This is a genomic window from Pseudomonas sp. GW821-FHT02C04, assembly GCF_059421845.1.
Map to the genome: position 1 here is coordinate 942,176 of NZ_JBWKVT010000001.1, position 23,292 is coordinate 965,467.

At 57.0% G+C, this 23,292-nt stretch carries 19 protein-coding genes; 12 read left to right on the forward strand and 7 right to left on the reverse strand.

All coding sequences use genetic code 11. The features are described 5' to 3' along the window. Positions 1–98 precede the first annotated feature (98 nt). The 3 genes from AC07VV_RS04380 to AC07VV_RS04390 all read right to left on the reverse strand — a co-directional run bounded on the left by AC07VV_RS04380 (position 99) and on the right by AC07VV_RS04390 (position 1,675). Positions 99–551, reverse strand: a complete 453-nt coding sequence (locus AC07VV_RS04380; RefSeq protein ID WP_495035429.1) for a DUF805 domain-containing protein — start codon at positions 549–551, stop codon at positions 99–101. Positions 552–566: 15 nt separating this feature from the next. Then, positions 567–914, reverse strand: a complete 348-nt coding sequence (locus AC07VV_RS04385) for a DUF4190 domain-containing protein (RefSeq protein ID WP_096820381.1) — start codon at positions 912–914, stop codon at positions 567–569. A 101-nt stretch (positions 915–1,015) separates the two neighbouring features. Further along, entirely contained in the window at positions 1,016–1,675 is a 660-nt protein-coding gene (locus tag AC07VV_RS04390) for a hypothetical protein (RefSeq protein WP_495035430.1), read from the reverse strand. Positions 1,676–2,009: 334 nt separating this feature from the next. On the opposite strand from AC07VV_RS04390, the gene AC07VV_RS04395 reads away from it, so the two are divergent. The 3 genes from AC07VV_RS04395 (at position 2,010) to AC07VV_RS04405 (ending at position 5,182) form a co-directional block, all read left to right on the forward strand. Further along, on the forward strand, positions 2,010–3,194 hold the full coding sequence (locus AC07VV_RS04395) for a sugar transporter (RefSeq protein WP_495035431.1): 1,185 nt from the start codon (positions 2,010–2,012) through the stop codon (positions 3,192–3,194). A gap of 606 nt (positions 3,195–3,800) precedes the next feature. Beyond that, positions 3,801–3,977, forward strand: a complete 177-nt coding sequence (locus tag AC07VV_RS04400) for a DUF3606 domain-containing protein (protein ID WP_495035432.1) — start codon at positions 3,801–3,803, stop codon at positions 3,975–3,977. Between the two features lie 212 nt (positions 3,978–4,189). Next, entirely contained in the window at positions 4,190–5,182 is a 993-nt protein-coding gene (locus AC07VV_RS04405) for a DUF2971 domain-containing protein (protein ID WP_495035433.1), read from the forward strand. Between the two features lie 505 nt (positions 5,183–5,687). Here the strand turns inward: AC07VV_RS04405 and AC07VV_RS04410 are convergent. Next, the gene (locus AC07VV_RS04410; RefSeq protein WP_495035434.1) at positions 5,688–7,286 is read right to left on the reverse strand and encodes a hypothetical protein; all 1,599 of its coding nucleotides are present in this window, start codon (positions 7,284–7,286) and stop codon (positions 5,688–5,690) included. A 470-nt stretch (positions 7,287–7,756) separates the two neighbouring features. Beyond that, positions 7,757–8,671, reverse strand: coding sequence for a LysR family transcriptional regulator (locus AC07VV_RS04415; RefSeq protein ID WP_119426357.1), 915 nt, complete (start codon positions 8,669–8,671; stop codon positions 7,757–7,759). A 270-nt stretch (positions 8,672–8,941) separates the two neighbouring features. Here AC07VV_RS04415 and AC07VV_RS04420 point away from each other — a divergent pair, with 270 nt between their 5' ends. The 4 genes from AC07VV_RS04420 to pgm all read left to right on the forward strand — a co-directional run bounded on the left by AC07VV_RS04420 (position 8,942) and on the right by pgm (position 15,171). After that, the gene (locus AC07VV_RS04420) at positions 8,942–9,964 is read left to right on the forward strand and encodes a zinc-dependent alcohol dehydrogenase family protein (RefSeq protein WP_085731020.1); all 1,023 of its coding nucleotides are present in this window, start codon (positions 8,942–8,944) and stop codon (positions 9,962–9,964) included. A 546-nt stretch (positions 9,965–10,510) separates the two neighbouring features. After that, on the forward strand, positions 10,511–11,965 hold the full coding sequence (locus AC07VV_RS04425; protein WP_495035435.1) for a hypothetical protein: 1,455 nt from the start codon (positions 10,511–10,513) through the stop codon (positions 11,963–11,965). Between the two features lie 49 nt (positions 11,966–12,014). After that, complete coding sequence (locus AC07VV_RS04430; protein WP_495035436.1) at positions 12,015–13,415, forward strand: aminotransferase-like domain-containing protein; 1,401 nt, start codon at positions 12,015–12,017, stop codon at positions 13,413–13,415. 109 nt (positions 13,416–13,524) lie between these two features. Beyond that, the gene (pgm, locus tag AC07VV_RS04435) at positions 13,525–15,171 is read left to right on the forward strand and encodes a phosphoglucomutase (alpha-D-glucose-1,6-bisphosphate-dependent) (RefSeq protein ID WP_495035437.1); all 1,647 of its coding nucleotides are present in this window, start codon (positions 13,525–13,527) and stop codon (positions 15,169–15,171) included. 63 nt (positions 15,172–15,234) lie between these two features. Here pgm and AC07VV_RS04440 read toward each other — a convergent pair whose 3' ends face one another. After that, a complete protein-coding gene (locus AC07VV_RS04440) occupies positions 15,235–15,930 on the reverse strand; it encodes a pirin family protein (RefSeq protein WP_085731268.1) in 696 nt (231 codons plus the stop codon). 279 nt (positions 15,931–16,209) lie between these two features. Here AC07VV_RS04440 and AC07VV_RS04445 point away from each other — a divergent pair, with 279 nt between their 5' ends. Beyond that, positions 16,210–18,684, forward strand: a complete 2,475-nt coding sequence (locus AC07VV_RS04445) for a UvrD-helicase domain-containing protein (RefSeq protein ID WP_495035438.1) — start codon at positions 16,210–16,212, stop codon at positions 18,682–18,684. 57 nt (positions 18,685–18,741) lie between these two features. Here the strand turns inward: AC07VV_RS04445 and AC07VV_RS04450 are convergent, their stop codons facing one another. Further along, positions 18,742–19,014: a DUF1652 domain-containing protein gene (locus tag AC07VV_RS04450; protein WP_096820481.1), complete on the reverse strand. Its 273-nt coding sequence runs from the start codon at positions 19,012–19,014 to the stop codon at positions 18,742–18,744. Between the two features lie 263 nt (positions 19,015–19,277). Here AC07VV_RS04450 and AC07VV_RS04455 point away from each other — a divergent pair, with 263 nt between their 5' ends. From AC07VV_RS04455 to AC07VV_RS04470, 4 genes are read left to right on the forward strand one after another with little or no spacing between them, the layout of a single operon-like run. Further along, the gene (locus tag AC07VV_RS04455; protein ID WP_493090708.1) at positions 19,278–20,093 is read left to right on the forward strand and encodes a helix-turn-helix domain-containing protein; all 816 of its coding nucleotides are present in this window, start codon (positions 19,278–19,280) and stop codon (positions 20,091–20,093) included. A 51-nt stretch (positions 20,094–20,144) separates the two neighbouring features. Further along, positions 20,145–21,551: an NAD(P)/FAD-dependent oxidoreductase gene (locus AC07VV_RS04460; protein ID WP_495035439.1), complete on the forward strand. Its 1,407-nt coding sequence runs from the start codon at positions 20,145–20,147 to the stop codon at positions 21,549–21,551. 42 nt (positions 21,552–21,593) lie between these two features. After that, positions 21,594–21,938 carry a cupin domain-containing protein gene (locus tag AC07VV_RS04465; protein ID WP_102619845.1) on the forward strand — a complete coding sequence of 115 codons (345 nt, stop codon included), beginning with the start codon at positions 21,594–21,596 and terminating at the stop codon, positions 21,936–21,938. Between the two features lie 56 nt (positions 21,939–21,994). Beyond that, positions 21,995–23,080 (forward strand): polyamine ABC transporter substrate-binding protein, encoded by a 1,086-nt coding sequence (locus tag AC07VV_RS04470; protein ID WP_096820396.1) that lies wholly within the window; start codon positions 21,995–21,997, stop codon positions 23,078–23,080. The last annotated feature ends 212 nt before the right edge of the window (positions 23,081–23,292 follow it).

Genomic DNA, 23,292 nt, shown 5'->3' on the forward strand with positions numbered 1-23,292 from the left:
TGGCAAGTAAAAAAGCAGCAACACCTTTTCAAAGGTGAATTGCAGAAACAAAGAGACGGCCACGTGGGCCGTCTCGATCAGCTATGTGGCGACGTGCTTCAGTTGACGCCCTTGCGGTTTGGACCAAAACGATTCGGGCCCGGCTGGCTGTCTTGTGCCAGGAACACGATGTTGACGATTGGCAGCAACAACCACCAGCCGCTGCGGTCGGTGTCGTGCATGCGGCGTACGCCTACTGCGAGCGCCGGCAGGAACACTGCCAGACTATAAAGGTTGTACAGGATGCCTTTGGTGTTCAGCATGGCATCGAGAACGCCGATGACAATGGAAACCCCAAGGTTGATCAGAATGAACATCCAGTATTCACGGCGAGTGGCGCGGCCCTGAAACACTACGTAGTTCTTTAATGCTTCGAGGTATGGGTTACCCGTCGTGATGGCGGGGCCACTTGCATAGACTTGTTGTGTTACTTGAGGCGCCCCGCACTGCGGGCAAGCCACGGCCAGACTGCTAATTTCCTTGGCGCAACCGCGGCAGAAAACCATGCTCATATTTTTTCCCTAAAATTATTCAATCGATAAACAGGACAACACAAACGCGGCAATACCTGACAAAACAATGCCGGCAATCGCGAGGTTTCTTCCTGAGTGTTTTTGGTTGATACAGACGATGCCGCAAATGAGGCCCGCGAGGCTGAGAGTTCCCACGCCGACAATCGCGTCCCTGTCCCATTCGGAGTCATCAAACAGGGTGAGTGCGCTGATAATTCCGAGGATCAACGAAACGATGGCCAGCCAAGGCATTTCGGCTTGCGTTTGCGGCACTGAGGCCTGTTGGGCGGCCCCGCATTGGGGGCAGGTGAGCGCCGTTTCGTGTAGCTCCTTGGCGCATGCACGACAATAGACCATTGCCATCGTTTTCCTTAACTGAGTGCGAGTGCCCGACCTTCCATCGGTCGGGGCGGCGGTAAGTTAAACTTTATTACCGGATTTGTCATTAAGCACTTTGCCATTACTCATGAGCCAGCGTTTCTGGGTTCATCGTCCACACTGACCTTCAAACGCAACGTCAGACCTTGAAGCTGTCTGTTTTTCAACATGCCCAGTTCCGGCCCCTTGCGTTCGTTGCCATTGGCGTCCAAACCCCGGCACTGGAGACTGGACTTGAGGGAACGATCAGACGATGGATCTTGCCAATGGCAACGCACGGCGAGTATTTGCTCATCGATTCGTGTCGCCGGTTTTTCATTCTCCCCAAGGAATGTTTCAACCTTGAGGTCGACCGAGGACGTGTCGATCGTTTTTTCGTCTGTCGCAGAGTGACCGCCGATATTGAAATCAATGCCACTGAGCACCAAGAAACAATCTCCGACCTTGCGACTCACCGCTATCTCGAACTCGGAAGTGAAAGGCGTGGCGTGGGCATCTGCATAGAACTCTTTTCTATCAGGCTGCGGATCGCCCGCGTAATCGTCGGGCAATATGCATATCCCTCCGAACAGCTCGCTGTAATGCGCGGTGGTGTAGACATTGAATCGTGCAGGCATTTCAGTCTTGAGCGTGAAGGTGTTCGAGAGCATCGCGCAGCCGCTGCCCAGCAGCATGGAACTGGCGACAAGCAGGGTACGAACGGAGCGAAAAGTGCGGTTGGTAAAGTAGTTTTGTTGCGGGGGCATCAGTACTTCCTTGTAACGTCTTGGGGGGCATTTCTGGCTTTCAATGGTTTGCCGGAAGATTCACATGGCTGAATGTCAGGTCAATTGCAACACTGCTCGCGAGTAAGAAATGCGGGAGCTTGATATCCGTATGGCACTTGATTGCGCTACGCAGGCCAATGAAGCGCGCTGCGGTTCAGGGCAGCGGGGTGTACTCGAAAGTGTGCGCCGAGAGTTTTCCACCCGACGGACAAGTCGCCGTTTCTTTATAGTAAAGTTGCCATCGAACCACCTGTCGTCTGAGGCTTTTCGGCAATTGGTGTACGCAAAAACGACAGATGGGCACGACTTATAAATGAACAATTCCACGACTACAACCAGCGGCAATTGGTATGCGGTCATTGCGCTGGCACTGGCTGCGTTTGTCTTCAACACCACCGAGTTCGTCCCTGTCGGCCTGTTAAGCTCGATCGGCAGCAGCTTCGACATGACGTCGGCTCAGGTCGGTTTGATGTTGACCATCTATGCGTGGGTGGTGTCGCTGACGTCACTGCCGATCATGCTGCTGACGCGCAACGTCGAGCGGCGCAAGCTGTTGATCGTGCTGTTTGCGATGTTCATCGTCAGTCATATCCTGTCGAGTCTGGCGACCAGCTTCGCTGTCCTGCTGGTGAGCCGGATCGGCGTGGCGTTGTCGCATGCGCTGTTCTGGTCGATCACGGCTTCTCTGGCCGTGCGTCTGGCGCCGCCGGGCAAGCAGGTCCAGGCCTTGGGCTTGCTGGCAACCGGCACTTCCCTGGCGATGGTGCTGGGCATTCCCCTCGGCCGGATATTGGGCGAAGCGATGGGCTGGCGAACCACCTTTATCGCGATCGCGGTGCTGGCGGCTACGTTGGTGTTCTGGCTGGCCAGGGTCTTGCCGTTGCTGCCCAGCCAGAACTCGGGGTCGCTCAAAAGTTTGCCTTTATTGTTGAAGCGACCTGCACTCGTAGCGATCTATATCCTGACCGCAATGGTCGTGACGGCTCATTTCACCGCTTACAGCTACGTGGAACCTTTCGTTCAGGTCGTGGCGGGCATGAGTGGCGAGACGGTCACGCTCATCCTGCTGTTATTCGGCGGTGCGGGGATTTTCGGGTCTCTGCTGTTCAGCTGGCTACACCGGTACAGCCCGCAGCGCTTTCTGATCGTCGCCGTGTCGTTGCTCGCGTTGTGCCTGGCGTTGTTGTTGCCCTTGAGCGGCAAGGTTTCGTACCTGTGTACGCTGAGCCTGTTCTGGGGAATGGCGATCATGGGGTTTGGTCTGGCGTTGCAGTCCAAGGTCCTGGTGCTGGCGCCTGATGCGACCGATGTGGCGATGGCGCTGTTTTCGGGGATCTACAACATCGGCATTGGTGGCGGGGCGCTGATGGGGAGCTGGGTGGGCAGCCAGTTCGGCTTCGCTTATATCGGGGTCGTTGGCGGGATGTTGGCGGCGTTGGCGTTGTTGCTTTATTGCCTGTCGGTCTATCGACTGGCTCGGCCCGGGGCTTCTGTTTGAGTTTTTTTTCCGCTTTGCTACCGATCGCAAAGCGGTTTTGGAAAGACTCCTCAGAGGCTATCCGGATCCCCAAAAAACATTTTGACTTTGCTCTAGAGCGGCATTTTTAGCCTGAAAAAATCTTGAAATGCCGCAGTTTTGCCCCCAATCACATGCAGTACACGAGTGATCACGAATGGCGATTCCTGACGAAATCCGGTATGGCTCAGGGTGGCTTTGAGCATACCTCCATCTAAGATTGTACTGTTTCCCTAAGAGGCCATGGCTATCAGTGATCTCAGTCAGGACGTAGCCGAAGCGGCAAGCTGCGAGTGACACCAGTCGGGCTATAGACGCCATAGCGTCCTCTCGGTCGTTCTGTTTCTGATTAAATGAAGATGCTTGCGAGCTCAGAAGTTCAATACCTAATTTCTCGCACTGTACCTGCACAGCACACGTCACTTCCTGGATTACCTGGCATCCACCTATCCTGCGCCCTCAGGCTTCATCGCAGGATATCGAGCAAAGAATGAACCTAAAGTCGCTCAGGCCAGCCTTGAAAATCTATCGCCGAGACCCGATCATAAGTAAATGGCAATTCGCCATCAATGATCAAGGATAGTCATCATGCCGGATAACAAGCACATCACCCACCCTGCGGACTCCAAGCGGATCGACGTCAATGATCCTAACGAGGTCAGAAACTGGTGTGCTTCGTTCAAATGCACAGAAACGCAGCTCAAGAACGCTGTTGCGGCGGTCGGCACCTGGTCGCACCACGTACGTGACTATTTGAACAAGTAAAAGAACGGGTGGGCCCGAGCAAGGCTCGCCATCTTTTCGTCGCACAACGAGTGCATATCAGGCCAACGGTTGCCCCACAGCGGAAAACCTTTTCCTCGCTTTCCTTTGCATGGACATCACTGCATCAACGCCCATGCGCTTGAAGACCGATTAGGTCGCTGAAAAGTCACCGTAGCGTAAATTCAGAATTTTTCTATAGATGGTGCCCCTCCGTGGTTTCAGAAAATAAACCTACCCGCCCAACAACACTCTATCGATATCGCCCACTGGGTTCAGACCTAGTCAAAAGAGAGCTGGACGCTATCTTCAGCAGCTATTTGTATGCTCCCCGCTTTGATCAAATGAATGATCCAATGGAGGCGATGATCGAGTACCCAACAGAAGATCGATTCGCCTTCTTGATGCCAAAAGATATTTTAGAGTTTTCTAAGAAAGCTCTCAGCGGCGCCGCGGCGACCGCAAAAAAGTCAGGCTTGATATCCATGTCAACCACCCATTTGGACTACCCTCTGTGGGCGTACTATGCCAGCAATTTTGAAGGCATTTGCCTGGAGTTTGACACACAGGAATTAGCCCTCGGCGACCTGCAACGAACCCCACTGCTGCCTGTCGTGTATGACTCAATCGCCCCTCCTCAGTTGACATTCGAACTTCTTGCCATTTCTGAAACAATGGAATTAATCACCAATCGATTAATGCAAAAGCGACAAGAGTGGCAGCATGAAAAAGAGTGGCGGTATCTTGCTGGAAAAGAGGGCCGAAAGCTTTATACCGATCCTGCACTAAAACGAATTTATCTAGGGCCACGCATAACACAAAAAACGAAGGCTCGAATTCTTCACAAGATGAAGAGTCGTCCAGTGGAAATTTACGAAGGCTCTGTGCAGGGCTTCGAGGTTGAGTTCAAGTGCCTCCAGGAAAGCGCTCCCTGGAGTGAGTGCGAAAGAACCGGAGCAGGTATTTTTGACCCACAATTAATCTGCTCATCCGAAGATGAACTGCGTGCTGTTCTTGGCGATAAATTCGATTCTCTTGAGCAAAAGTGCCGAGAACTCAGTGATCATCCAAACCTAGAGCGCATAGATAAAATTCGCGTGACCAATGAACAAACCATCGTATGCGTAACCGGAACATATCGCTTAAGAGGCGGGCATGATGTCTCTGCCAACCACTGGTTTGATGCTGATATGAATCGACTTCCCTAATCGGAGATAAGTACGGAACCTGCGCCTCAAGGGAACTCATTTACTGAGGCGCGGTGAGTCAGGTATCGAAACTTATTGATGAGCGACACAGAATTGCTTTGGGTTTACCTCAACAGCTTCGGTTTGTGCCGAAGGAGCTGGTGGCTTATATGAAATATCATGAAGAGACGGTCTTTCAGGACAATAAATGCTGGCGTAGTTGATAGTTCTGATTGGGGGCGATCTGTGTTGGTGCTTGCCACCTGCGGCGGACAGGCTGTAGTGAACCGAGCCAGGCGTTCCACCTGGCTCGGCCCTGCGGGCTTCCATCCCTCACGCTTTCGGCCGTGCCGGCTTGCGCGCGATGCTTGCTGACGGTTTCGTCGGAGTCACGGGCCGAGTCCTTTCCATGGAGGGTGCGGCTGAAGAATCAGATGTCGGTGAACAGCACCAAGCTGTCCGCGATCATCATGTCTTGGTCGCTGAGCTTCCATGCCGGAAAGGGCGGGCTGATTACGGTTGACCCTTATGATCGGTTCTCACCCGCGGAAAACCGAACTATCAGGACTCTAGCCAACGCGTCGGTTTCACCAATTATCAACTTCGACTTCAGTGGCAGGGTGCATTCGGGTAACAACGTCTGAGGATCTCGTACGAAATGTGGGGTGTAACCTACCAATCCTGCGTAAAGCGCGGCGTTGTTACCCAAGCTTTCGTAGAAACGCTCAAATAGCTCCTCCTCTTTTCGTTCTGAAAGCAGGCGATACTGCGTTTTGCTGAACGCACACAGCTGAATGTAAAAAGGGATGAACAACGATCCCGCCCTGTGTTTAGCCTGTTCGAGCGCGACGCTGAAATGCATAAGCGCCCGTGTGCCGTTACCGGCATACATGGCATCCCGGGCGAGTTTCCATTCGTTAATCCAGTTCGGTACTTTCCCTAGCGCGATGTGCCAGGCGCCTTCCGCAAACAGTCTATGTTCGTTCCTATATGCGAGATCCAGGCAGTTTGGAATCTCTGCAGCGCTGTTCAGTGAGCCCGGTAAACTCCTGATACCGTCAAGCTGTGCCTGGTAACGCATGGACGTCTGCTGGGCAAACGCTTCATCGTCGATGGGGTACTCATTGAACAACAAATCGAGCAAGTCGCTGCTAGGTATTGCATGACGTAGGTCAACCGGCCCTGTTTTCGACCGGCTCTTTGCCACACGTTCAAACGGCCCGCAATCTGCCACATGGATATTGAGGTTGTGCGCGATCATGGCCGCAAAGGCGTGCACTGCGAATGATTTCTCATCGATCGCCTCCGGCAGGTGGTAGGTCAGCGGTTGAAGGGTTGGATAAAATATTTCCCACTTCACACGGTTAGGCTTACGTAGTCGATCTATCACCTGTTTCGATTGAGTGTTCACCAGCTGGGAGGTGAAATCACAATTACAAGCTTGCTCACCGAGCGGCGCGTCTTTCTGAAACTCGTGATATTGATGAAGTTTGTGTAGCGAAATACCGGTAATGCTGGAAGCCGTGTCGGCGAAGCCCCTTAACGGCCACTGTTCGTCCTGATTCTCTTCTGGCCAAGCATCGCCTTGTGACGTTGCGCCGGCGAGCGCCATAGTCAATTCACTCAGATTTTGGCTGAGAAACCACTGGTAGCTGGATGTTTGGCTGTGTGTGTTGCAAGCATATTCCCTGACAAACTCTCGGTAGTGGGCAACCGCCGACATATAAAAGTCGATCGCGAATTCGGATACACTCCAGTGCGCGTAACGCTCAGTGATTAAAGTCTGGATGTATTGGCTCAACTCTAGGTATTCATCGAACGATTCAAAGTCTGATTTGGACAGGTAATTCACATAGGCCTGGATAGTTCTGCTCTTCTTGACCTTCTGCGCATCCTTTGGGGCTACCTGTACAGTGACGACTACAAGATCATCGAGAGAACCAAAGGTGCCGTTGTCTTTTTCAACTGCTTTAAAGGCCTGCCGTAACGCGGCGCGACGTTCTTTCTCGGTAGCGGATACGTGGAAGGTGAGGTCTTCGTTGTCGCTGTTCCACAGGCCTAAGCAGTCGCATACGGCTTTGTGCAGGAAGCCTAACGTTGGCAGTTGATCAATGGTGGGTAGCATGGTCATTTCCTTGGAGAGAGCTCGTCGCCATCCTAGGAAAATGAGAGCTTCTCACTAAGTATCAAAACAGCGATACGTGCCAGAAGATGAAGTCTTGACTCACTAATCAGCTCAGCTTCTTGGCGTCCGTTGTCACGGGACAGGCCCATGGTTACTCCTACTATTTCTTTCCAACAACCACTGTGGTTGGCGTTCCTGGACGGGATTGTCAGGATTTCAGAGGCGCCAGAAGAACGCTTCAATTCTACAAACTAAGATGATCGGATAGCGCTCGAAGGCGGTTTGGAAGCAGCCGCGTATGACTTTTCAAGAAGGGGGATGTTGGACCTCAGGCTGGGGGCATCCTTTTCAAACCATCCAAAGCATGCCCTCAGATATGCCCCCAATGTAGTAATCCACTGGAGGTGGATGGATCTCCATGGTCTATGAAAAGGCAGAAATGATCAGATAAACAGCCCGCCAGACGGCCCCTATAGACTCTCAGGGTCGCCAAAAAACATCTGAATCCGCGACCGCAACCAACGCTCCCCCGGATCGTTATCCTGCGACCCACGCCAGGCCATGTGCAGTTCAAACGTACGTGTCGGCAACGGCGGATCTTCCGCGCGCACACCGCCCGCAGACGTCAGCGCATCAGCCGTGTAGTCCGGTACCGTCGCGACAATGTCGGTCCCGGCCAGCAACGTGCTCAAACCGTTGAACTGCGGCACGGCCAGCACCACGTGGCGTTTGCGGCCGAGCTTTTCCAGTTCTTCATCGATAAAGCCACTGAGGTCGCCGGCGAACGACACCAGCGCATGCGGACGGGCGCAGTAGTCGTCCAGGCTCAGCGGCCCCGGCACGGTATCGGCGCGCAACAGTTTTGGCTGGCTGCGGCGCAAGACTTTGCGCTTGGCGTTGGCCGGCAGGTCGGTGGTGTAGCTGACGCCGATCGAGATTTCACCGGAGGCGAGCAGGCCCGGCATCAGGATGTAGTTGACGCGACGGACCACCAACACGATCCCGGGCGCCTCGGCACGCAGGCGCTTGAGCAGCATGGGCAGCAACGCGAATTCGACGTCGTCCGACAAGCCGATCCGGAAAACCGAGGTGCTGGTGGCCGGGTCGAATTCGGCCGCGCGGCTGACCGCTGTCGAAATCGAGTCCAGGGCAGGCGAGAGCAGGGCGAAGATTTCCACCGCACGAGCAGACGGTTCCATGCTGCGCCCGGTGCGTACAAATAGCGGATCGTCGAACAGTCCGCGCAGGCGCGAAAGCGCCGCGCTGATCGCTGGCTGGCCGAGAAACAGCTTCTCCGCAGCGCGGGTCACGCTGCGTTCGTGCATCAGCGTTTCGAATACGATCAACAGGTTCAGGTCGACACGACGCAGGTCATTACGATTCATCTGGAGTCCTGGCAGAGTCATCAAGCTTGACGAGAGCGACCATATGAGAACAATGGCCGGCATGAATCTTACGGGGAAAGGCTGGTAGTCTGCACCGGGTAATTCAGCTTTACTGAGAAGGCGGCAGCAGTTTTTTCATGGATTTGCTCAATGCTGGCCATACTGCGGAATCAATGACAGGCATGTCGACTATTAATAGCCACTGATAGTCTTGGCTGGAAAGCCCAGATAGAGTTCAGGGCATTAGAGGTTACTTTGACGAGGTTTGCGATGTCCCGCACGATCCGTTTTCACAAGTTTGGTCCGGCCGAGGTGCTCAAATGCGAAGAGCATGCGGCCGCTCAGCCAGGTCCTGGCGAAGTGCAGGTGCGTGTCGAGGCGATCGGCATCAGCTGGTACGACACGCTCTGGCGTCAGAACCTGGCGTCGTCACAGGCTCGCCTGCCTTCAGGCCTGGGTCATGAAATGGCCGGTGTGGTCACGGCCATTGGCGACGGCGTCGAAGACCTGATCGTCGGTGACAAGGTGGCCAGCTTCCCGGCCGAGAGCCCCAATGACTATCCGGTCTATGGCGAACTGATCGTTCTGCCGCGTACGGCGTTGACCCGCTATCCGGACGTGCTGAACCCGATCGAAGCCAGTGTGCATTATACGCCGCTGTTGATCGCCTATTTCGGTTACGTCGATCTGGCACGCGTCAAACCCGGGCAGTTTGCCCTGGTCACTGACGCCAGTCATTGCGCCGGTCCGTCCTTTGTCCAGTTGGGCAAGGCGCTGGGTGTACGAGTGATTGCCGCCACGAAAACCGCGGAAGAGCGCGAATACCTGCTTTCCCTCGGTGCCGAGAAAGTGATCGTCACCGAAGAAGAAGACCTGTTGATGCGGATCAACAAGATCACCGACAACCGTGGCGTCAATGTCGTGTTCGACGGTCTCGGCGGCCCACAGATGTCGCTGCTTGGAGATGTGCTGGCACCTCGCGGCAGCCTGGTTTTGTATGGCCTGCAGGGTGGCAACCAGACGCCATTCCCGGCCTGCGCAGCGTTCCAGAAGAACATCCAGTTCTTCGTGCACTGCATCGGCAACTTCACCGGGAAGCCGGAACTGGGCATCGTCCAGGATCACGTCGCCTTGCAACGTGCCCTGCGTGACATCAACCAGTTGACGGCCGACCGCGTGCTGCTTCCGCTCAAGACCCGGGTCTTCCCGTTCAACGAGTTTGTCGAAGCACACCGCTACATGGACGAATGCCCTTGCCGTGAGCGGGTCGCCCTGCAAGTCGAACCTGCCTGACCGTTGTGATCAGAGTCCGTGGCCCCACGGACTCTTGTGCGTTTTATCCTTCAGACCATGAGAAACCCTGGGCGCAACGCCTGGGGACGTTCAGCAACTGAACTGGTTTTTACTCTTGATCTGTATCTTCTAATCGCCCTCCAGACCCTGATAATTGAATGACTACTTTCATCTCAAGGAATGAGCTATGGCTGTGCATTCTCTTTTTCCTGCGCAATACAAAATGATTGTCGAGGGTCGATATCTTGATTCTTGTTTAATTGCTGTAGGGCGGTCGCGTAATCCCTTCTTTTTTTCTTGTGCTCATCATGCGCAGGCCATTGTAAGAAATTTCCCAGGAAAACTTCCTTCTCGAGAAAACCCTGTAACGGCGGGGGCTTGCGGCGTGCGAGTCATAAATATGAATTATTGCGAGCCCAACTGTTTCAAATAACTACAAAACCTTAAGTGTTAGCATTTCAGCGTCTATTAATTAATGAAGAATGATTGCGCGTCCGGCGTTCGTGGTTGCGCAATATAAAACCTTTGATATCGGGTGAAGTACTGATGAGCACGATCCATGACCAGGCAATGAACTATGTCTACCAGCAAGTATTGCAACGATTGCTGAGTTTCTTTTCCCGAGCAGAACGCACGGCATTGCAGCTGTTGATTCAGCGATTGGCGGTGGCTGCCGGGGGCATGGATCGAATCGGCGAATTCAAGGTGCTGGTGACGCAATCGGGTACTCGTGATTGCTGTTACAGCCTGGCCCTGATGCGCGCGGCGCAACTGAGCATCGCCGGACGGGCTCCGGGCACTTTTCAGTTGCGGGTGGCAACCCTGCGCGGTTGCGCCACACCGGCTTCGGCACTGCACAACATGCACCGCAGTTTCAGCGCACTGTTTCTGTATGACGACCCAAGGGTCGAACTGCTGATGATCGACAATCGGGAGGTCTTGCCTTTCAACCATCAGGCGCCGCTCACCGACGATGGTCGGGAGGCGAATCGCATCAATCTGCTGATGGTTGGCCACCGCCGGTGCTGGGGAGAGAGCCTGGAGCTTTGGGACGACGCGTACCTGGCCACCGCCGAGTTCTACGGGCAGGTCGCACGCTGGAACAACGGCGTCGATGCCTTGGTCAGCAGCGACTCCGCAAGCAGCCAGGAGCATTTTCTCCAGGGGCTGGATCGCGCCGCCCAGAAGGCTGGCATCGGCGCACTGCCGAAGCGCGGTGCCGGATTCGAAGAGCTGTTCAATCTGCTCGACGGCATGGGGGGCGACTGCTATCGCGAGCTCCACGCAGAGTCCGATCTGCTGCCGTGGCGTCCTCTCGGTCAGTTCGAAGCCTGTCGGCGCACCCATTACATCGGCATCGATGACATGGTGGTGGGCAAGATGGAGGAGCGGTGGCCCTTGCTCAGCGACTTTCTCGGGTTTCAGACAGATGATTTGTTGTTCGAGCCAGGCACCGGCGAGTCGCCAGATCCCTTGGTCGCGGCCTACCTGAGCGGCCTGCAAGCCAACTACATCGGCGGTCACGATTATGAAGTCGGGGTCTCGGAATACCTGCAGCGTTGCCTGGCAGTGATGCGTCGCAAAAACCTGCCGGAGCAGATTTGCGAACGGTTTGTGGCGACGTTCGGCAACCTGTCCGATCTCAGCGAGCATCGATCATTGGCGTCCTCATCCTTGCAAAAGAGTTTCGGGCTCAATGAAGCGCAACTGGTCTGTCTCTTGTTTGCGCCTTTCATCGAGGGCGGAGCCGGGCTCGAACGTTTTCTGCGCACCTGCCATCCGGGCATGCTGGTGGCCATGCCGGATCTGCATCGTGCGATGCAGGGATTGCACGCGCCGGAGCAGGTTCTGCAATGGATGACCGATGTCAGTGGCTTGCCCGTGCGGCTGATCAGTCGGCTGTATGCCATGGACGCCATTCAAATGGCTGATCAGGCAACGCACGCCCCTGATCCGGCCGACCGTGAGGTTGCCGCAGGCGACCGTACGGCGGAAGGTTGAGTGTGAGCGTAGCGCCCGGTCACCAGAGAATGCCCGCGGACGCCCGATCATGAATGCCTCGCGTGAAAACGATTTCGCCTATCAGGCGGTCTATCGCTATCTCACCCAACTGATCGAAGGGCCAGGCGGCGAGGGGGCGGTTCGACTGCCCTCGTTAAGGCAACTGGCCGAACGGCTGAACGTGTCGATATCGACCATTCAGTACGCCTATGCACTGCTTGAAAGAGAAGGCCGGGTCTACTCCGTGGCCAAGTCCGGGTATTTCGCACAGCCGGCATCCACCGTCATGCCGCCCGGGCGAGGCAATGACCTGCTGGAAACCGTCTACGTCAACGCCAGATGTCTCGGCATGCGCGTATTGAGTGCCGACGATCCGGCTTCGATTCAACCCCTGGACAGTCCGTTGCTGATGCTTGAACGTGAGCTCATGCGCCAATATCCCCGGCAGTCGCAGGCACCGGCCCAGCCTTGTGGCGAGCTGGAGTTGCGCACGCTGCTGGCCGCTCGCTATACCTCATCACCCACTCATTGCTGGCATGCCGAGGATGTCTATATCGGCGCCGATGTAAGAGGGGTGCTGGAAATCCTGATCGCGGTCCTTGAGCTGCGTAACACGACCGTGGTGGTCGAGTCTCCCTGCGACTGGGTGATATTGCGCTTGCTTCAGTCTGCCGACGTGCGGGTCATCGAACTGCCGGTACAGCCCCGCGGAGAGTTCGATCCACAGCATCTGGCCTCGTTACTGGAAACCGAACCGGTACGACTGATCCTGATGTCGTCGCAATTGAACATGCCCCATGGCAGCCTGGCGCCCGCCGATAATCGCGAAGCCATCGCGCGCCTGCTCAGGCTCCACGGTACCTGGGTGCTGGAGAACGACAGTTACAGCGAGTTGGGCGATGACTGCGCAAGCCGACCTCTGCGGGACTTGCTGGACCCTGATCGCCTATTGGTGTTTTCCACGTTCGAAAAGGTCATCGGTGTCGAAGCGCCCTATGGCTATGTGCTCGCTCGCCAATGGCGCAACGACCTGCAACGGCACTTTCTGCTGCGTTCGTTTCGCTTGTCGCCGATTCGCCAGAAAGCCATTGCCCGACTGTATGCCAGCGGTCGTGTCGATCAACATCTACCGGTGCTCAAACGTCTGCTCAAGGAGCGTCGTACACAGTTGATCGAGCTGCTGCGCGAAGGACTGGGCGATGCCCTGCACATCGCCGAGCCGCAGGGCGGTGCGACGGTCTGGGTGCGTTCATCGCGTCGGGTGGCGATGGGCACGGTGTTTCAACGGCTGCTCAAACAACATGTGCTGATCGCGCCGGGAGAGCTGTTCAGTACCCAAGGCATGCATGGGCAACACATGCGTCTGAGCGCGATAGGCAGCAGCGGGCAGGACCTGGCAGGCGTCGTCGGTTTGCTTGGCGATGCCTTGCGACTGGCCCCCGATGACTGAGCTGTTAAAAAACATCGGGGATGCACTGGATAGATCCCATCGCACTACGGTCAAACTGCCAGTAAACTCCGCTGTAATTTCCTGAACCACTCTATTTCAGAGGTTTTGCATGACACTCAGTCCTTTTGCGGGCAAACCGGCACCGGCAGAGTTGTTGGTCGACATCCCGCGACTGGTAACGGCGTATTACACCGGTCAACCCGACGCCTCGATTTCCACCCAGCGTGTGGCGTTTGGTACTTCCGGGCATCGTGGCAGCTCCTTCGACTTGAGTTTCAACGAGTGGCACGTTCTGGCCATCAGCCAGGCGATCTGCCTGTACCGCGAAGCCCAGGGCATCACCGGTCCGCTGTTTGTCGGCATCGATACCCACGCGCTGTCGACGCCGGCCGGGGCCAGCGCCCTGGAAGTGCTGGCAGCCAACGGCGTGACCGTGATGATCGCCGAAGGCGATGAGTACACCCCGACGCCGGCAGTGTCCCACGCCATTCTCTGCTACAACCGCGGCCGCACCACCGGCCTCGCTGACGGCATCGTCATCACGCCGTCGCACAACCCGCCACAAAGCGGTGGCTACAAATACAACCCAACCAACGGTGGCCCGGCCGACACCCACATCACCAAGTGGATCGAAGCCAAGGCCAACGAACTGCTGGCCAACAAACTGGCAGGCGTTAAACGCATCGGTTACGAGCAGGCGTTGAAAGCCGCCACTACGCATCGTCACGATTACGTGAACACCTACGTTGCCGACCTGATCAACGTCATCGATTTCGATGCCATCCGCGGTGCCAAACTGCGTCTGGGTGTCGATCCGCTGGGTGGAGCAGGGGTGCGTTACTGGTCGGCCATTGCCGAGCACTATCGTCTGGACCTCGACGTAGTGAACAAGGAAGTCGATTCGACGTTCCGTTTCATGACCGTCGACTGGGATGGCCAGATCCGCATGGACCCATCGTCCAGCCACGCCATGCAGGGCCTGATCGGCCTCAAGGAGCGCTTCGACGTGGCGTTCGCCTGCGATCCGGATCACGACCGTCACGGCATCGTTACCCCGTCCGGCGGCCTGCTGGCACCGAACAACTATCTGGCCGTGTCGATCGACTACCTGTTCCAGAACCGTCCGCAGTGGCGCCCCGACGCGGCCGTGGGTAAAACCGTGGTCAGCAGTGGCCTGATCGATCGCGTGGCCAAACGTCTGGGTCGTCGCCTCTACGAAGTACCGGTCGGCTTCAAGTGGTTTGCCGACGGTCTGTTCGATGGCTCGCTGGGTTTCGGCGGTGAAGAAAGTGCCGGTGCGTCGTTCCTGCGCAAGGACGGCGGCGTCTGGTGCACCGACAAGGACGGTATGATCCCGGCCCTGTTGGCCGCTGAAATGACTGCCCGTACCGGCCGCGACCCAAGCCAGGCCTACCGTGCACTGACCGATGAACTGGGCGAGCCGTTCTCGGTGCGTGTCGACGCCAAGGCCAACCCTGAGCAGAAAGCCCTGCTGAGCAAGCTGTCGCCGGAGCAAGTCACCTCGACCGAACTGGCGGGCGAGAAGATCCAGAGCATTCTCAGCAAGGCACCGGGTAACGATCAGGCCATCGGCGGCCTGAAAGTGATGACCGAGAACGGCTGGTTCGCCGCGCGTCCTTCGGGCACTGAAGACATCTACAAGATCTACGCCGAAAGCTTCATCGGTGACGACCACCTCAAGCAACTGGTGGCCGAAGCGCAAACCCTGGTGGACGGTGCAATTTCCACGAAGTAATCCGCGCTGAATAAAAAAGGGCGACCTCAGAGGTCGCCCTTTTTTTGCCCGCCATTCAGCCGATCAGGCCAGATCCACCAACACGATTTCACTGTCTTCAATGGCTGTGACGGTCAGCACCGGCTCATGACTCACCGCGACACCGTCTCGAGCTTGCGCACGCAAGCCGTTGACTTCAATCACACCGGTGGCCGGTACAAGGTAGGCGCGACGTCCGGCATCGAGTCGATACTCGGCGGTTTCCCCGGCCTTGATCGTGGCTGCCACCAACCGTGCATCGGCGCGAATGCGCAGACTTTCATCGTCACCGACCTTGCCGCTGGCGAGGGTTACAAAGCCTTCGCGTTCGCCTTTGGGAAACGGTTTGGCACCCCACGAAGGCGGTGCACCGGTTTCGGTCGGCATGATCCAGATCTGAAAGATCTTGGTAGCGGTCGCTTCCAGGTTGTATTCGCTGTGGGCGATCCCGGTGCCGGCGCTCATCACCTGAACGTCGCCGGCTTCAGTGCGGCCCTTGTTGCCCAGGTTGTCCTGGTGGGTGATCGCACCTTCACGCACGTAAGTGATGATTTCCATGTCCCGGTGCGGGTGAGTGGGGAAACCGGTTCCCGGGGCGATGATGTCGTCGTTCCACACCCGCAGATTGCCCCAGCTCATGCGCTGTGGATCGTAGTACTCGGCGAACGAAAAATGGTGATGGGCATCCAACCAGCCGTGATGGGCGCCGCCCAGCGAGCTGAAGGGTCTGAGTTCAAGCATGATCTTCTCCTCAAAAGGTTCGTCATGGGGCGTTTCGGCCGCAGCCACGAAGCGAGACCGGTGATTGATGGCGAGCATCATCTATCAGTCAATAATCGAGAAAAAGCGTAAAAAGTGCTGCATTCCCATCGAATTGATTGATGTTATAAAACTCGAAACGCTCTCACGCAGCCTTCAGTTCATCGCCTAACTCAATGACCTGTAAGCATTTCGCTAGAACTCAAGGGCAAATGCAGACACCATAGCCCCCAACAGCCTCACCTCCTGGAGTCCGTCAGCGTGGCGCAACACACCCCCGATCTTCCTCCCGAACTTCGTCCCCTGGCCGAGATGCCGTGGTTCAAACGACTGGCGGCGCGTTTCCTAGGGCACGGCCTGACGCAACTGCGCGCCCAGCATCGGGCTTCGTGGCTGCACGGCCAGGCCGATGGCTTTCGCAGCGGCCACACCGCCGGAGTCGATTACGGTTACAAGGAAGGCAAGGCTGACGGCCTGGAAGAGGGCCGTCAGGTGTTGTTGATCCGCGACAGCCGCAGCACCGAGCATCGCGCGCCGAGCATCGACAACCACCTGTTCGATGACTGGCGCCTGCCACTGACGGCCGAGCTGAAGAAGCGCATGAAGGCTGACGTCGCCCGCTTGCTGCCGGCCCACGCCCAGCCAAGCGTTGCGCAATGGAAGATGATTTTCAGTGATACGCCGTCAACGTCGGTGATCGCGGGAGCGGGTGCCGGCAAATCGACCACGCTGGTGCTGCGCATTCTGCTGCTGACGCATTATCTGGGCTTTGAGCTGGATTCGATGACCGTCGTGACCTTCACCCGGGAGTCGCGCAAGGATTTCATCAACAAACTGATCGAGCTGTTTGCCCTCTGGGGGCAGACGCTGAGCCACAAAACCGCCCGGGAGCTGGTGCGCACCTTTCACTCGCGCATTCTGCCGATGGTTCGCAGCCTGCCGGGGTTCGAGCGTTTGCAGGCTTTTGAAAACCTCAGCCACCGACCGCAGGGTGGGGACGATGACGTCGACAGCAACCCGTTTGATCTGCGGATCAACGACGCCCAGCGACAGCAGCTCAACGCCTGTTATCACCGTCTCTACACCGAGGACGACCGTTTCCGGCAATTGATCCAGCCACTGTCCCGGCATGCCTTGCAGCTCAAGGAGCTGGAGCGCGATCACCCGGACGTGCAAAAACGCATGGCGGTGACCGAACTGGCCGCCAAGCGCGACGAAGAGCTGTGCGACGTTATCGAAGACTTGTGGTTCCGCGCCGGTGCCTGGCCGATCAAAGGTGTCGAGCCGAACCGCCAGACCTTCGAAATCAACGGTGCGAATTTCCACTGTCATGGCTACATTCCCAGCCTCGATGCCTGGGTCATTTTGGGTTTCGATCCGCGCGAAAATCCGCAAGTCTGCCGTCCCAACGCCAAGCTGACAGTCCGTGCAGAGTGGGCAGTCAAGCGCACCCTGTTTCAAGCTTTCTGCCGTAAGCCATTGATTTGGATAGATAGTTACGAATCGTCAAAGCGCATCCTGGCCACATTGGCAGGTGATGCCAGTGCCGGCCCGGGCTTCGACTACAAGGTCAAAGGCGAGCTCGCATCCGCGCCGTTGCTGGACTGTTTTGTCGCCGCCGCCGGCTTTATCGAAAACCTGGGTCTGGATGTACCGGACGCCGTGGGCCGCATGAGTTTCGCCAAGGATGATCCGGACCGGTTTTTCTTCGAGGCGCTAAGCCTGTTCTGGCGCGCACTGGAAGATCACTTGCTCGATCAGAAGCCGCCGGTCATGACCTACAACCGGATGTTCGCGCTGTTCAGCGAGCACTCGCCGGAAAACCTCAAACTGCTCAGCGATGAACTATTGCGTCCCATGTCGCACCTGATGATCGATGAATTCCAGGATGTATCGCCACAGATCGTGTCGTGGATTCGCGCCAGCCTTGCGGAGATCCGCAGCCGTGGCCCGGCCATGCACGTCGGGCGCGGGGCGCAGCGTTCTTCCTTGCTGTGCGTGGGCGATGACTGGCAGTCGATCTACGGCTGGCGCGGCAGTTCGCCGAGTTACTTCATGGAGTTCAACAAGGAGTTTTCATCGCCAAGCACCACGCGGGTGATGCTCAGCGACAACTATCGCAGCCACCAACACATCATTGATGCGGCAGAGCACATTGTCCGTGCGGCGCCGGCGATTCCCGGCAAGAAAGCCAAGGCCAGCGGCGAGGAGAAGCCGCTGCAACCGGTCAACGTACTGGAACGCGACGATCAGGCACTCGGCCAGCGCCTGGCGGAACACTACAGAAACGGCGATTCAATTCTGATGCTTTATCGAAAAAGCAGCGATAAATTATTGATAGAGCAACATATTCAGTCAGTAGTTAATGTTGATTCGAGCTTGCCGTACGAGTCTCGACGCTTGAAACAGCTGACCTATCACAGCGCCAAAGGCTTGCAGGCCGATGCGGTGTTCTTGCTCGGCGACTGCCAACACCTGACCAGTTCGCCGTATAAAAATCAGGTCTACCGCATGGCCGGACTGGGCAAGGCTGGCGACAACGAGCCTTACGATACCGCGCAGAAGGACGAAATCCTGCGCCTGGCTTATGTCGGCATCACCCGGGCGGTGAGTCATTGTTACTGGTACGTCGAGCCGCAGGACGCGCAGGCCGTGAACATGCCACGTGCGTCCGATCGGGTCGCCAAGGGCAAGCCGTTCTTCGTCGATCACCGGCCGGAAAAGAAAACCGCCTGAAGCGAACGCCCACAAAAAAGCCCGCAAACAGCGGGCTTTTTAATTCAGATCAATAACTTAGGCGTAACTCCTGAGAGATTCCGGAGGAACAAACGCTTCCAGCTCATCCTCCACGGCTTCGATTATTCGTTCGACATCCGCCGCATTCATGACCGTGGCACAGGGAATGCCGGCAATGGCGATCAGGGTTTCGCCGCTGGCCCGATCGAACAGGCGGGCGATCATGCTGCCCGGCGCGTCCATCGTGGCCTCGAAACCCATGGGATGAAAATGCCAGCGCATCAGCTGGCAGGCATTGGGGAACGTAACCTTGCTTGACCCTTTATTCATGTGTTGCCCGCCTTCTTCATCGAGCGCTTCCGTTTGCTCATGGTAGGTGGGAAGAGCCTTCATTGGCTCAACCGGTGACTGCCCTTAAAAGTAGCATCTGGATGTGAAAAACCTGTGAGAATTTTCAGGTCATTTGGCGATTGCAGGGATTTTTTTGATGTAAGTCATGGTCGACGAAAACCTTGCCAAAGTGCCATCACCACCGGCTGGTTGATGCCGCGCCCGAAGTTGGGCAAGCTCGGTTCTTTTTCCAAGAGTCCCCTATGCACGCCGATGATGACGGCCCGCAACAGACCCAGGCCACGGCCGAAACGGTCATGCGCTATCACCTGAGCTGGAAACACCGGGACCTGGATGGCGTCATGGCGCTTTACCATCCGGACATCCAGTACAACGACTTCTTCCAGAACCGCGTGCTCGGCCTCGACGAACTGCGCGAGTACGTTCGCGTCAGCATGCCCCGTGAATCCGACGAAGCGCTGGAGCATTGCGACCGGATCCGCATTGACGGCAACACCGCGTTCATTCAATACGAAGTGACACTGCGCGGCGGCAATGGCCTGGTGTCGTTCCGTTCCAGCGAAGCGATTACCGTCAAGGACGCGAAAATCTGGCGAGTCAATGAATACGCATCACTGGTGCGCGAGCAGGGCTCCAGCACTGCGACACCGAGTCAGCGTCCAGCGGCGAGCCGACTGGGCCTGTCGCCACGCCAGTTAAGTTTCATGGCCGAAGACCTGCAGCAGTATTTCCAGCGTCAGCAGCCGTACCTCGACCCCGAACTGGATCTGCAGCGGGTCGCAAAGGAGTGCGGTTACAGCCGCAACCAGATTTCCTATCTGCTGAACCAGGTGCTGGGACAGAGCTTCTATCGCTACGTCAATCAGGCGCGGCTCCAGCATTTGCTGCAATCGCTGGACAACGCCACGCCGCCACTGCGCATCGATGAGCTGGCGTTTGCCGCCGGGTTCAACTCGCTGTCGGCTTTCTATAGCTGTTTTCGCCAGCACACCGGCCAGTCGCCCAAGGCCTACGCCAAACAAATTTCTTTGCGGACACGCGCGCAAGACAGTCACTGAGATCAGCCACTAGGATCGACGCCATCGAAACCTGGATTGGCGGAGTCTTGCATGCCGGCGTGGCGCACTATCAGTTTGTGGATGGATCAACTCGACGAGCCGCTCACCGCGCGCCCGGCGCTGGAACAAGACCTGGACGTCGACGTGGCGATCATCGGCGCCGGTTACACCGGGCTATGGACGGCGTACTACCTGAAGAAACACGCGCCGGGCCTTGATATCGCCATTGTCGAGGCGCAAACCGCCGGTTTTGGCGCATCCGGCCGCAATGGCGGCTGGTTGATGGGCAATCTTCTGGGCGAAGATCGCCTGCTGGCAGGCCTGTCGCCACAACAACGCCGTGCTTCATTCGATCTGCTGCACAGCATTCCCGATGAAGTGGAAGTCGTGCTCGAGCGCGAAGGCATCGACTGCGACTACCGCAAGGGCGGGGTGCTTTACTGCGCCGCGCGCTATCCGGAACAGGAAGTCAGCCTGCGCGACTATCTGAAGAAACTGCATGCCCAGGGCCTGACCGACGACGATTATCGCTGGCTCAACCCTGAACAACTGGCGCAGCAGATTCGCGTCGCCAAGCCTTACGGCGGGATCTTCGCCCCGCACGTGGCGACCATTCAGCCAGCAAAACTGGTGCGCGGCCTGGCCCGAACCGTTCAGGGCATGGGCGTGAAGATCTATGAAAACAGTCCCGTAACCCATTGGCAGGCTGGCAGTCTGCGCACCGACAAGGCCAGCGTGCGCAGTCGTTGGGTCGTTCCCGCCATCGAAGGCTATTCGGTGACATTGCCGCCACTGGGTCGTTATCAATTACCGGTGCAGAGTCTGATTGTCGCCACCGAACCGTTATCTGCCGCGACCTGGGACGAAATCGGCCTCAATCGTGGCCAGGCTTTCAGTGAATTCAGTCGTCAGGTCACTTACGGCCAGCGCAGTGCCGACAATCGGCTGATTTTCGGTGCCCGTGGCGGCTATCAGTTCGCCGGCCAGTTACGGCACAACTTCGATCTGACCCGCGACGAGGTAGAGCTGCGGCGCTATCTGTTCGGCGAGCTGTTCCCACAATTGAAAAACACCGCGATCACCCACGCCTGGGGCGGCAACCTCGGCATGTCCCGGCATTTCAAACCGCACATGCTCTGCGACCGGGCCAACGGCATTGCGTTGTCCGGCGGATATGGCGGGGAGGGCGTGGGGGCTTCCAACCTGGGCGGTCGCACCCTGGCTGACCTGATTCTCGAGCGCGATACCGAACTGGTTCACCAGCCCTGGGTGCTGCCGGACGGCGGAATCCATGCACTACGAGCCTGGGAGCCGGAACCGTGCCGCTGGCTCGGCTACAACGCGATCATCAAAAGCTTCGTCCACGAAGACCAGACCCTGGCCAACCCGGCGACCGCGCCCTGGCGGCGCAAGCTTGCCAGTCGGGTGGCCGGGTTCATGGAAGGTTTCATGCACTGAAAATCGCCTTACTCCAAGAAAGCCGTTAAGACAGGAAACGCCATGAGCATCACTCAATTCAAGAACACCGCCACGCTGCCACTGGACGAATCCAATCCGGTGGCCGTGCCGCTCGGCACACCAGTGGCCATTGCGTCGACCACCAGTGTGGAGCGCGACGACGGCGTTGAAACCGGCGTCTGGGAATGCACGCCCGGCCGCTGGCGGCGGCAGATTACTGCCCAGGAGTTCTGCCACTTCATTTCCGGGCGTTGCACGTTCACCCCGGACGACGGCAGCGAAACCCTGCACATACAAGGTGGCGACGCACTGATGTTGCCGGCCAACACACTCGGCATCTGGGATATCCAGGAGACCGTGCGCAAGACCTACGTCCTGATTTTCTGACGCTTTGATCCTTTTGATTGCCTGCCAACAACAATAGCCAATACAGGAATCGATCCATGATCCGAAAGACCCTCGCTCTCGCCCCCTTGATGCTCGCTGCTTCCATTGCTCAGGCAGCGGAAACGGTCAAGGTCTACAACTGGTCCGACTACATCGCGCCGGACACCGCGAAAAACTTCGAAAAGGCCACCGGTCTCGGCATCACCTACGACGTCTACGACAGCAACGAAACCCTCGACGGCAAGTTGATGACCGGCAAATCCGGTTACGACGTGGTGTTTCCGTCCAACCATTTCATGGCCCGGCAGATTCAGGGCGGCGCGCTGATGAAGCTCGACAAGAGCCAGTTGCCGAACTGGAAGAACCTCAACCCGGTATTGCTCAAGGCCTTGCAGACCAATGACCCGGGCAACGAACACGGCTTCCCGTACCTGTGGGGCAGCACCGGCATCGGCTACAACATCGCCAAGGTCAAGGCGGTGCTGGGCGATAACGCGCCGGTGGATTCCTGGGACCTGATCTTCAAGCCCGAAAACATGGAAAAACTGCAGAAGTGCGGCGTGGCGATCCTCGACAACGGCCCGGAATTGCTGCCAGCGGCGCTCAACTACCTGGGTCTGCCGCATCACAGCAAGAATCCCGAAGACTATAAAAAGGCCGAAGCCCTGCTGATGAAAGTGCGGCCGTACGTCAGCTACTTCCACTCTTCGAAGTACACCAGCGACCTGGCCAATGGCGATATCTGCGTGGCCGTCGGCTTCTCCGGCGACATCCTGCAAGCGGAGAACCGCGCCAAGGAAGCCAAGAACGGCGTCGATATCGGTTATGCGATTCCCAAGGAAGGTGCCGCCATCTGGTTCGACATGGTCGCCATGCCCGCCGATGCGCCAGACGCCAAGGCCGGTTACGCCTTCATGAACTACTTGCTGCAACCTGACGTCATGGCCGGCATCAGCAACTACGTGCACTACGCCAACGGCAATGAACAGGCCGACAGCCTGATCGACCCGGCCATCAAGAACGACACCAAGGTGTATCCGAGCCCGGAAATGATGGGCAAATTGTTCGCGCTGGAAGCCATGCCGCTGAACATCGACCGGATCCGCACTCGCGTCTGGAACAAGATCCGTACCGGCAGCTGAAAAATCTGCCGGAGCGGGTTTTCCTCCGCTCCGGCAGCGGTATATGACGCCTGCAACTTGTGTTTATTTGTTTGATATCACTTCGCTGGCACCGCACTAATAAAGTGCAGGAAAGTGAGACGCGCCTAACAAAAAGTAACTTACCGATATTTAATATTTAAATAAGAAATCGTCAGACAATTAGGCAAACTCACCACACTTACAACATTCTT

What these genes read in the sequence shown, in the direction of transcription:
- AC07VV_RS04380 (WP_495035429.1), bottom strand. Translation starts at nt 551, where the DNA reads ATGAGCATGGTTTTCTGCCGCGGTTGCGCCAAGGAAATTAGCAGTCTG.
- AC07VV_RS04385 (WP_096820381.1), bottom strand. Translation starts at nt 914, where the DNA reads ATGGCAATGGTCTATTGTCGTGCATGCGCCAAGGAGCTACACGAAACG.
- AC07VV_RS04390 (WP_495035430.1), bottom strand. Translation starts at nt 1,675, where the DNA reads ATGCCCCCGCAACAAAACTACTTTACCAACCGCACTTTTCGCTCCGTT.
- AC07VV_RS04395 (WP_495035431.1), top strand. Translation starts at nt 2,010, where the DNA reads ATGAACAATTCCACGACTACAACCAGCGGCAATTGGTATGCGGTCATT.
- AC07VV_RS04400 (WP_495035432.1), top strand. Translation starts at nt 3,801, where the DNA reads ATGCCGGATAACAAGCACATCACCCACCCTGCGGACTCCAAGCGGATC.
- AC07VV_RS04410 (WP_495035434.1), bottom strand. Translation starts at nt 7,286, where the DNA reads ATGCTACCCACCATTGATCAACTGCCAACGTTAGGCTTCCTGCACAAA.
- AC07VV_RS04415 (WP_119426357.1), bottom strand. Translation starts at nt 8,671, where the DNA reads ATGAATCGTAATGACCTGCGTCGTGTCGACCTGAACCTGTTGATCGTA.
- AC07VV_RS04420 (WP_085731020.1), top strand. Translation starts at nt 8,942, where the DNA reads ATGTCCCGCACGATCCGTTTTCACAAGTTTGGTCCGGCCGAGGTGCTC.
- AC07VV_RS04425 (WP_495035435.1), top strand. Translation starts at nt 10,511, where the DNA reads ATGAGCACGATCCATGACCAGGCAATGAACTATGTCTACCAGCAAGTA.
- AC07VV_RS04430 (WP_495035436.1), top strand. Translation starts at nt 12,015, where the DNA reads ATGAATGCCTCGCGTGAAAACGATTTCGCCTATCAGGCGGTCTATCGC.
- pgm (WP_495035437.1), top strand. Translation starts at nt 13,525, where the DNA reads ATGACACTCAGTCCTTTTGCGGGCAAACCGGCACCGGCAGAGTTGTTG.
- AC07VV_RS04440 (WP_085731268.1), bottom strand. Translation starts at nt 15,930, where the DNA reads ATGCTTGAACTCAGACCCTTCAGCTCGCTGGGCGGCGCCCATCACGGC.
- AC07VV_RS04450 (WP_096820481.1), bottom strand. Translation starts at nt 19,014, where the DNA reads ATGAATAAAGGGTCAAGCAAGGTTACGTTCCCCAATGCCTGCCAGCTG.
- AC07VV_RS04455 (WP_493090708.1), top strand. Translation starts at nt 19,278, where the DNA reads ATGCACGCCGATGATGACGGCCCGCAACAGACCCAGGCCACGGCCGAA.
- AC07VV_RS04460 (WP_495035439.1), top strand. Translation starts at nt 20,145, where the DNA reads ATGCCGGCGTGGCGCACTATCAGTTTGTGGATGGATCAACTCGACGAG.
- AC07VV_RS04465 (WP_102619845.1), top strand. Translation starts at nt 21,594, where the DNA reads ATGAGCATCACTCAATTCAAGAACACCGCCACGCTGCCACTGGACGAA.
- AC07VV_RS04470 (WP_096820396.1), top strand. Translation starts at nt 21,995, where the DNA reads ATGATCCGAAAGACCCTCGCTCTCGCCCCCTTGATGCTCGCTGCTTCC.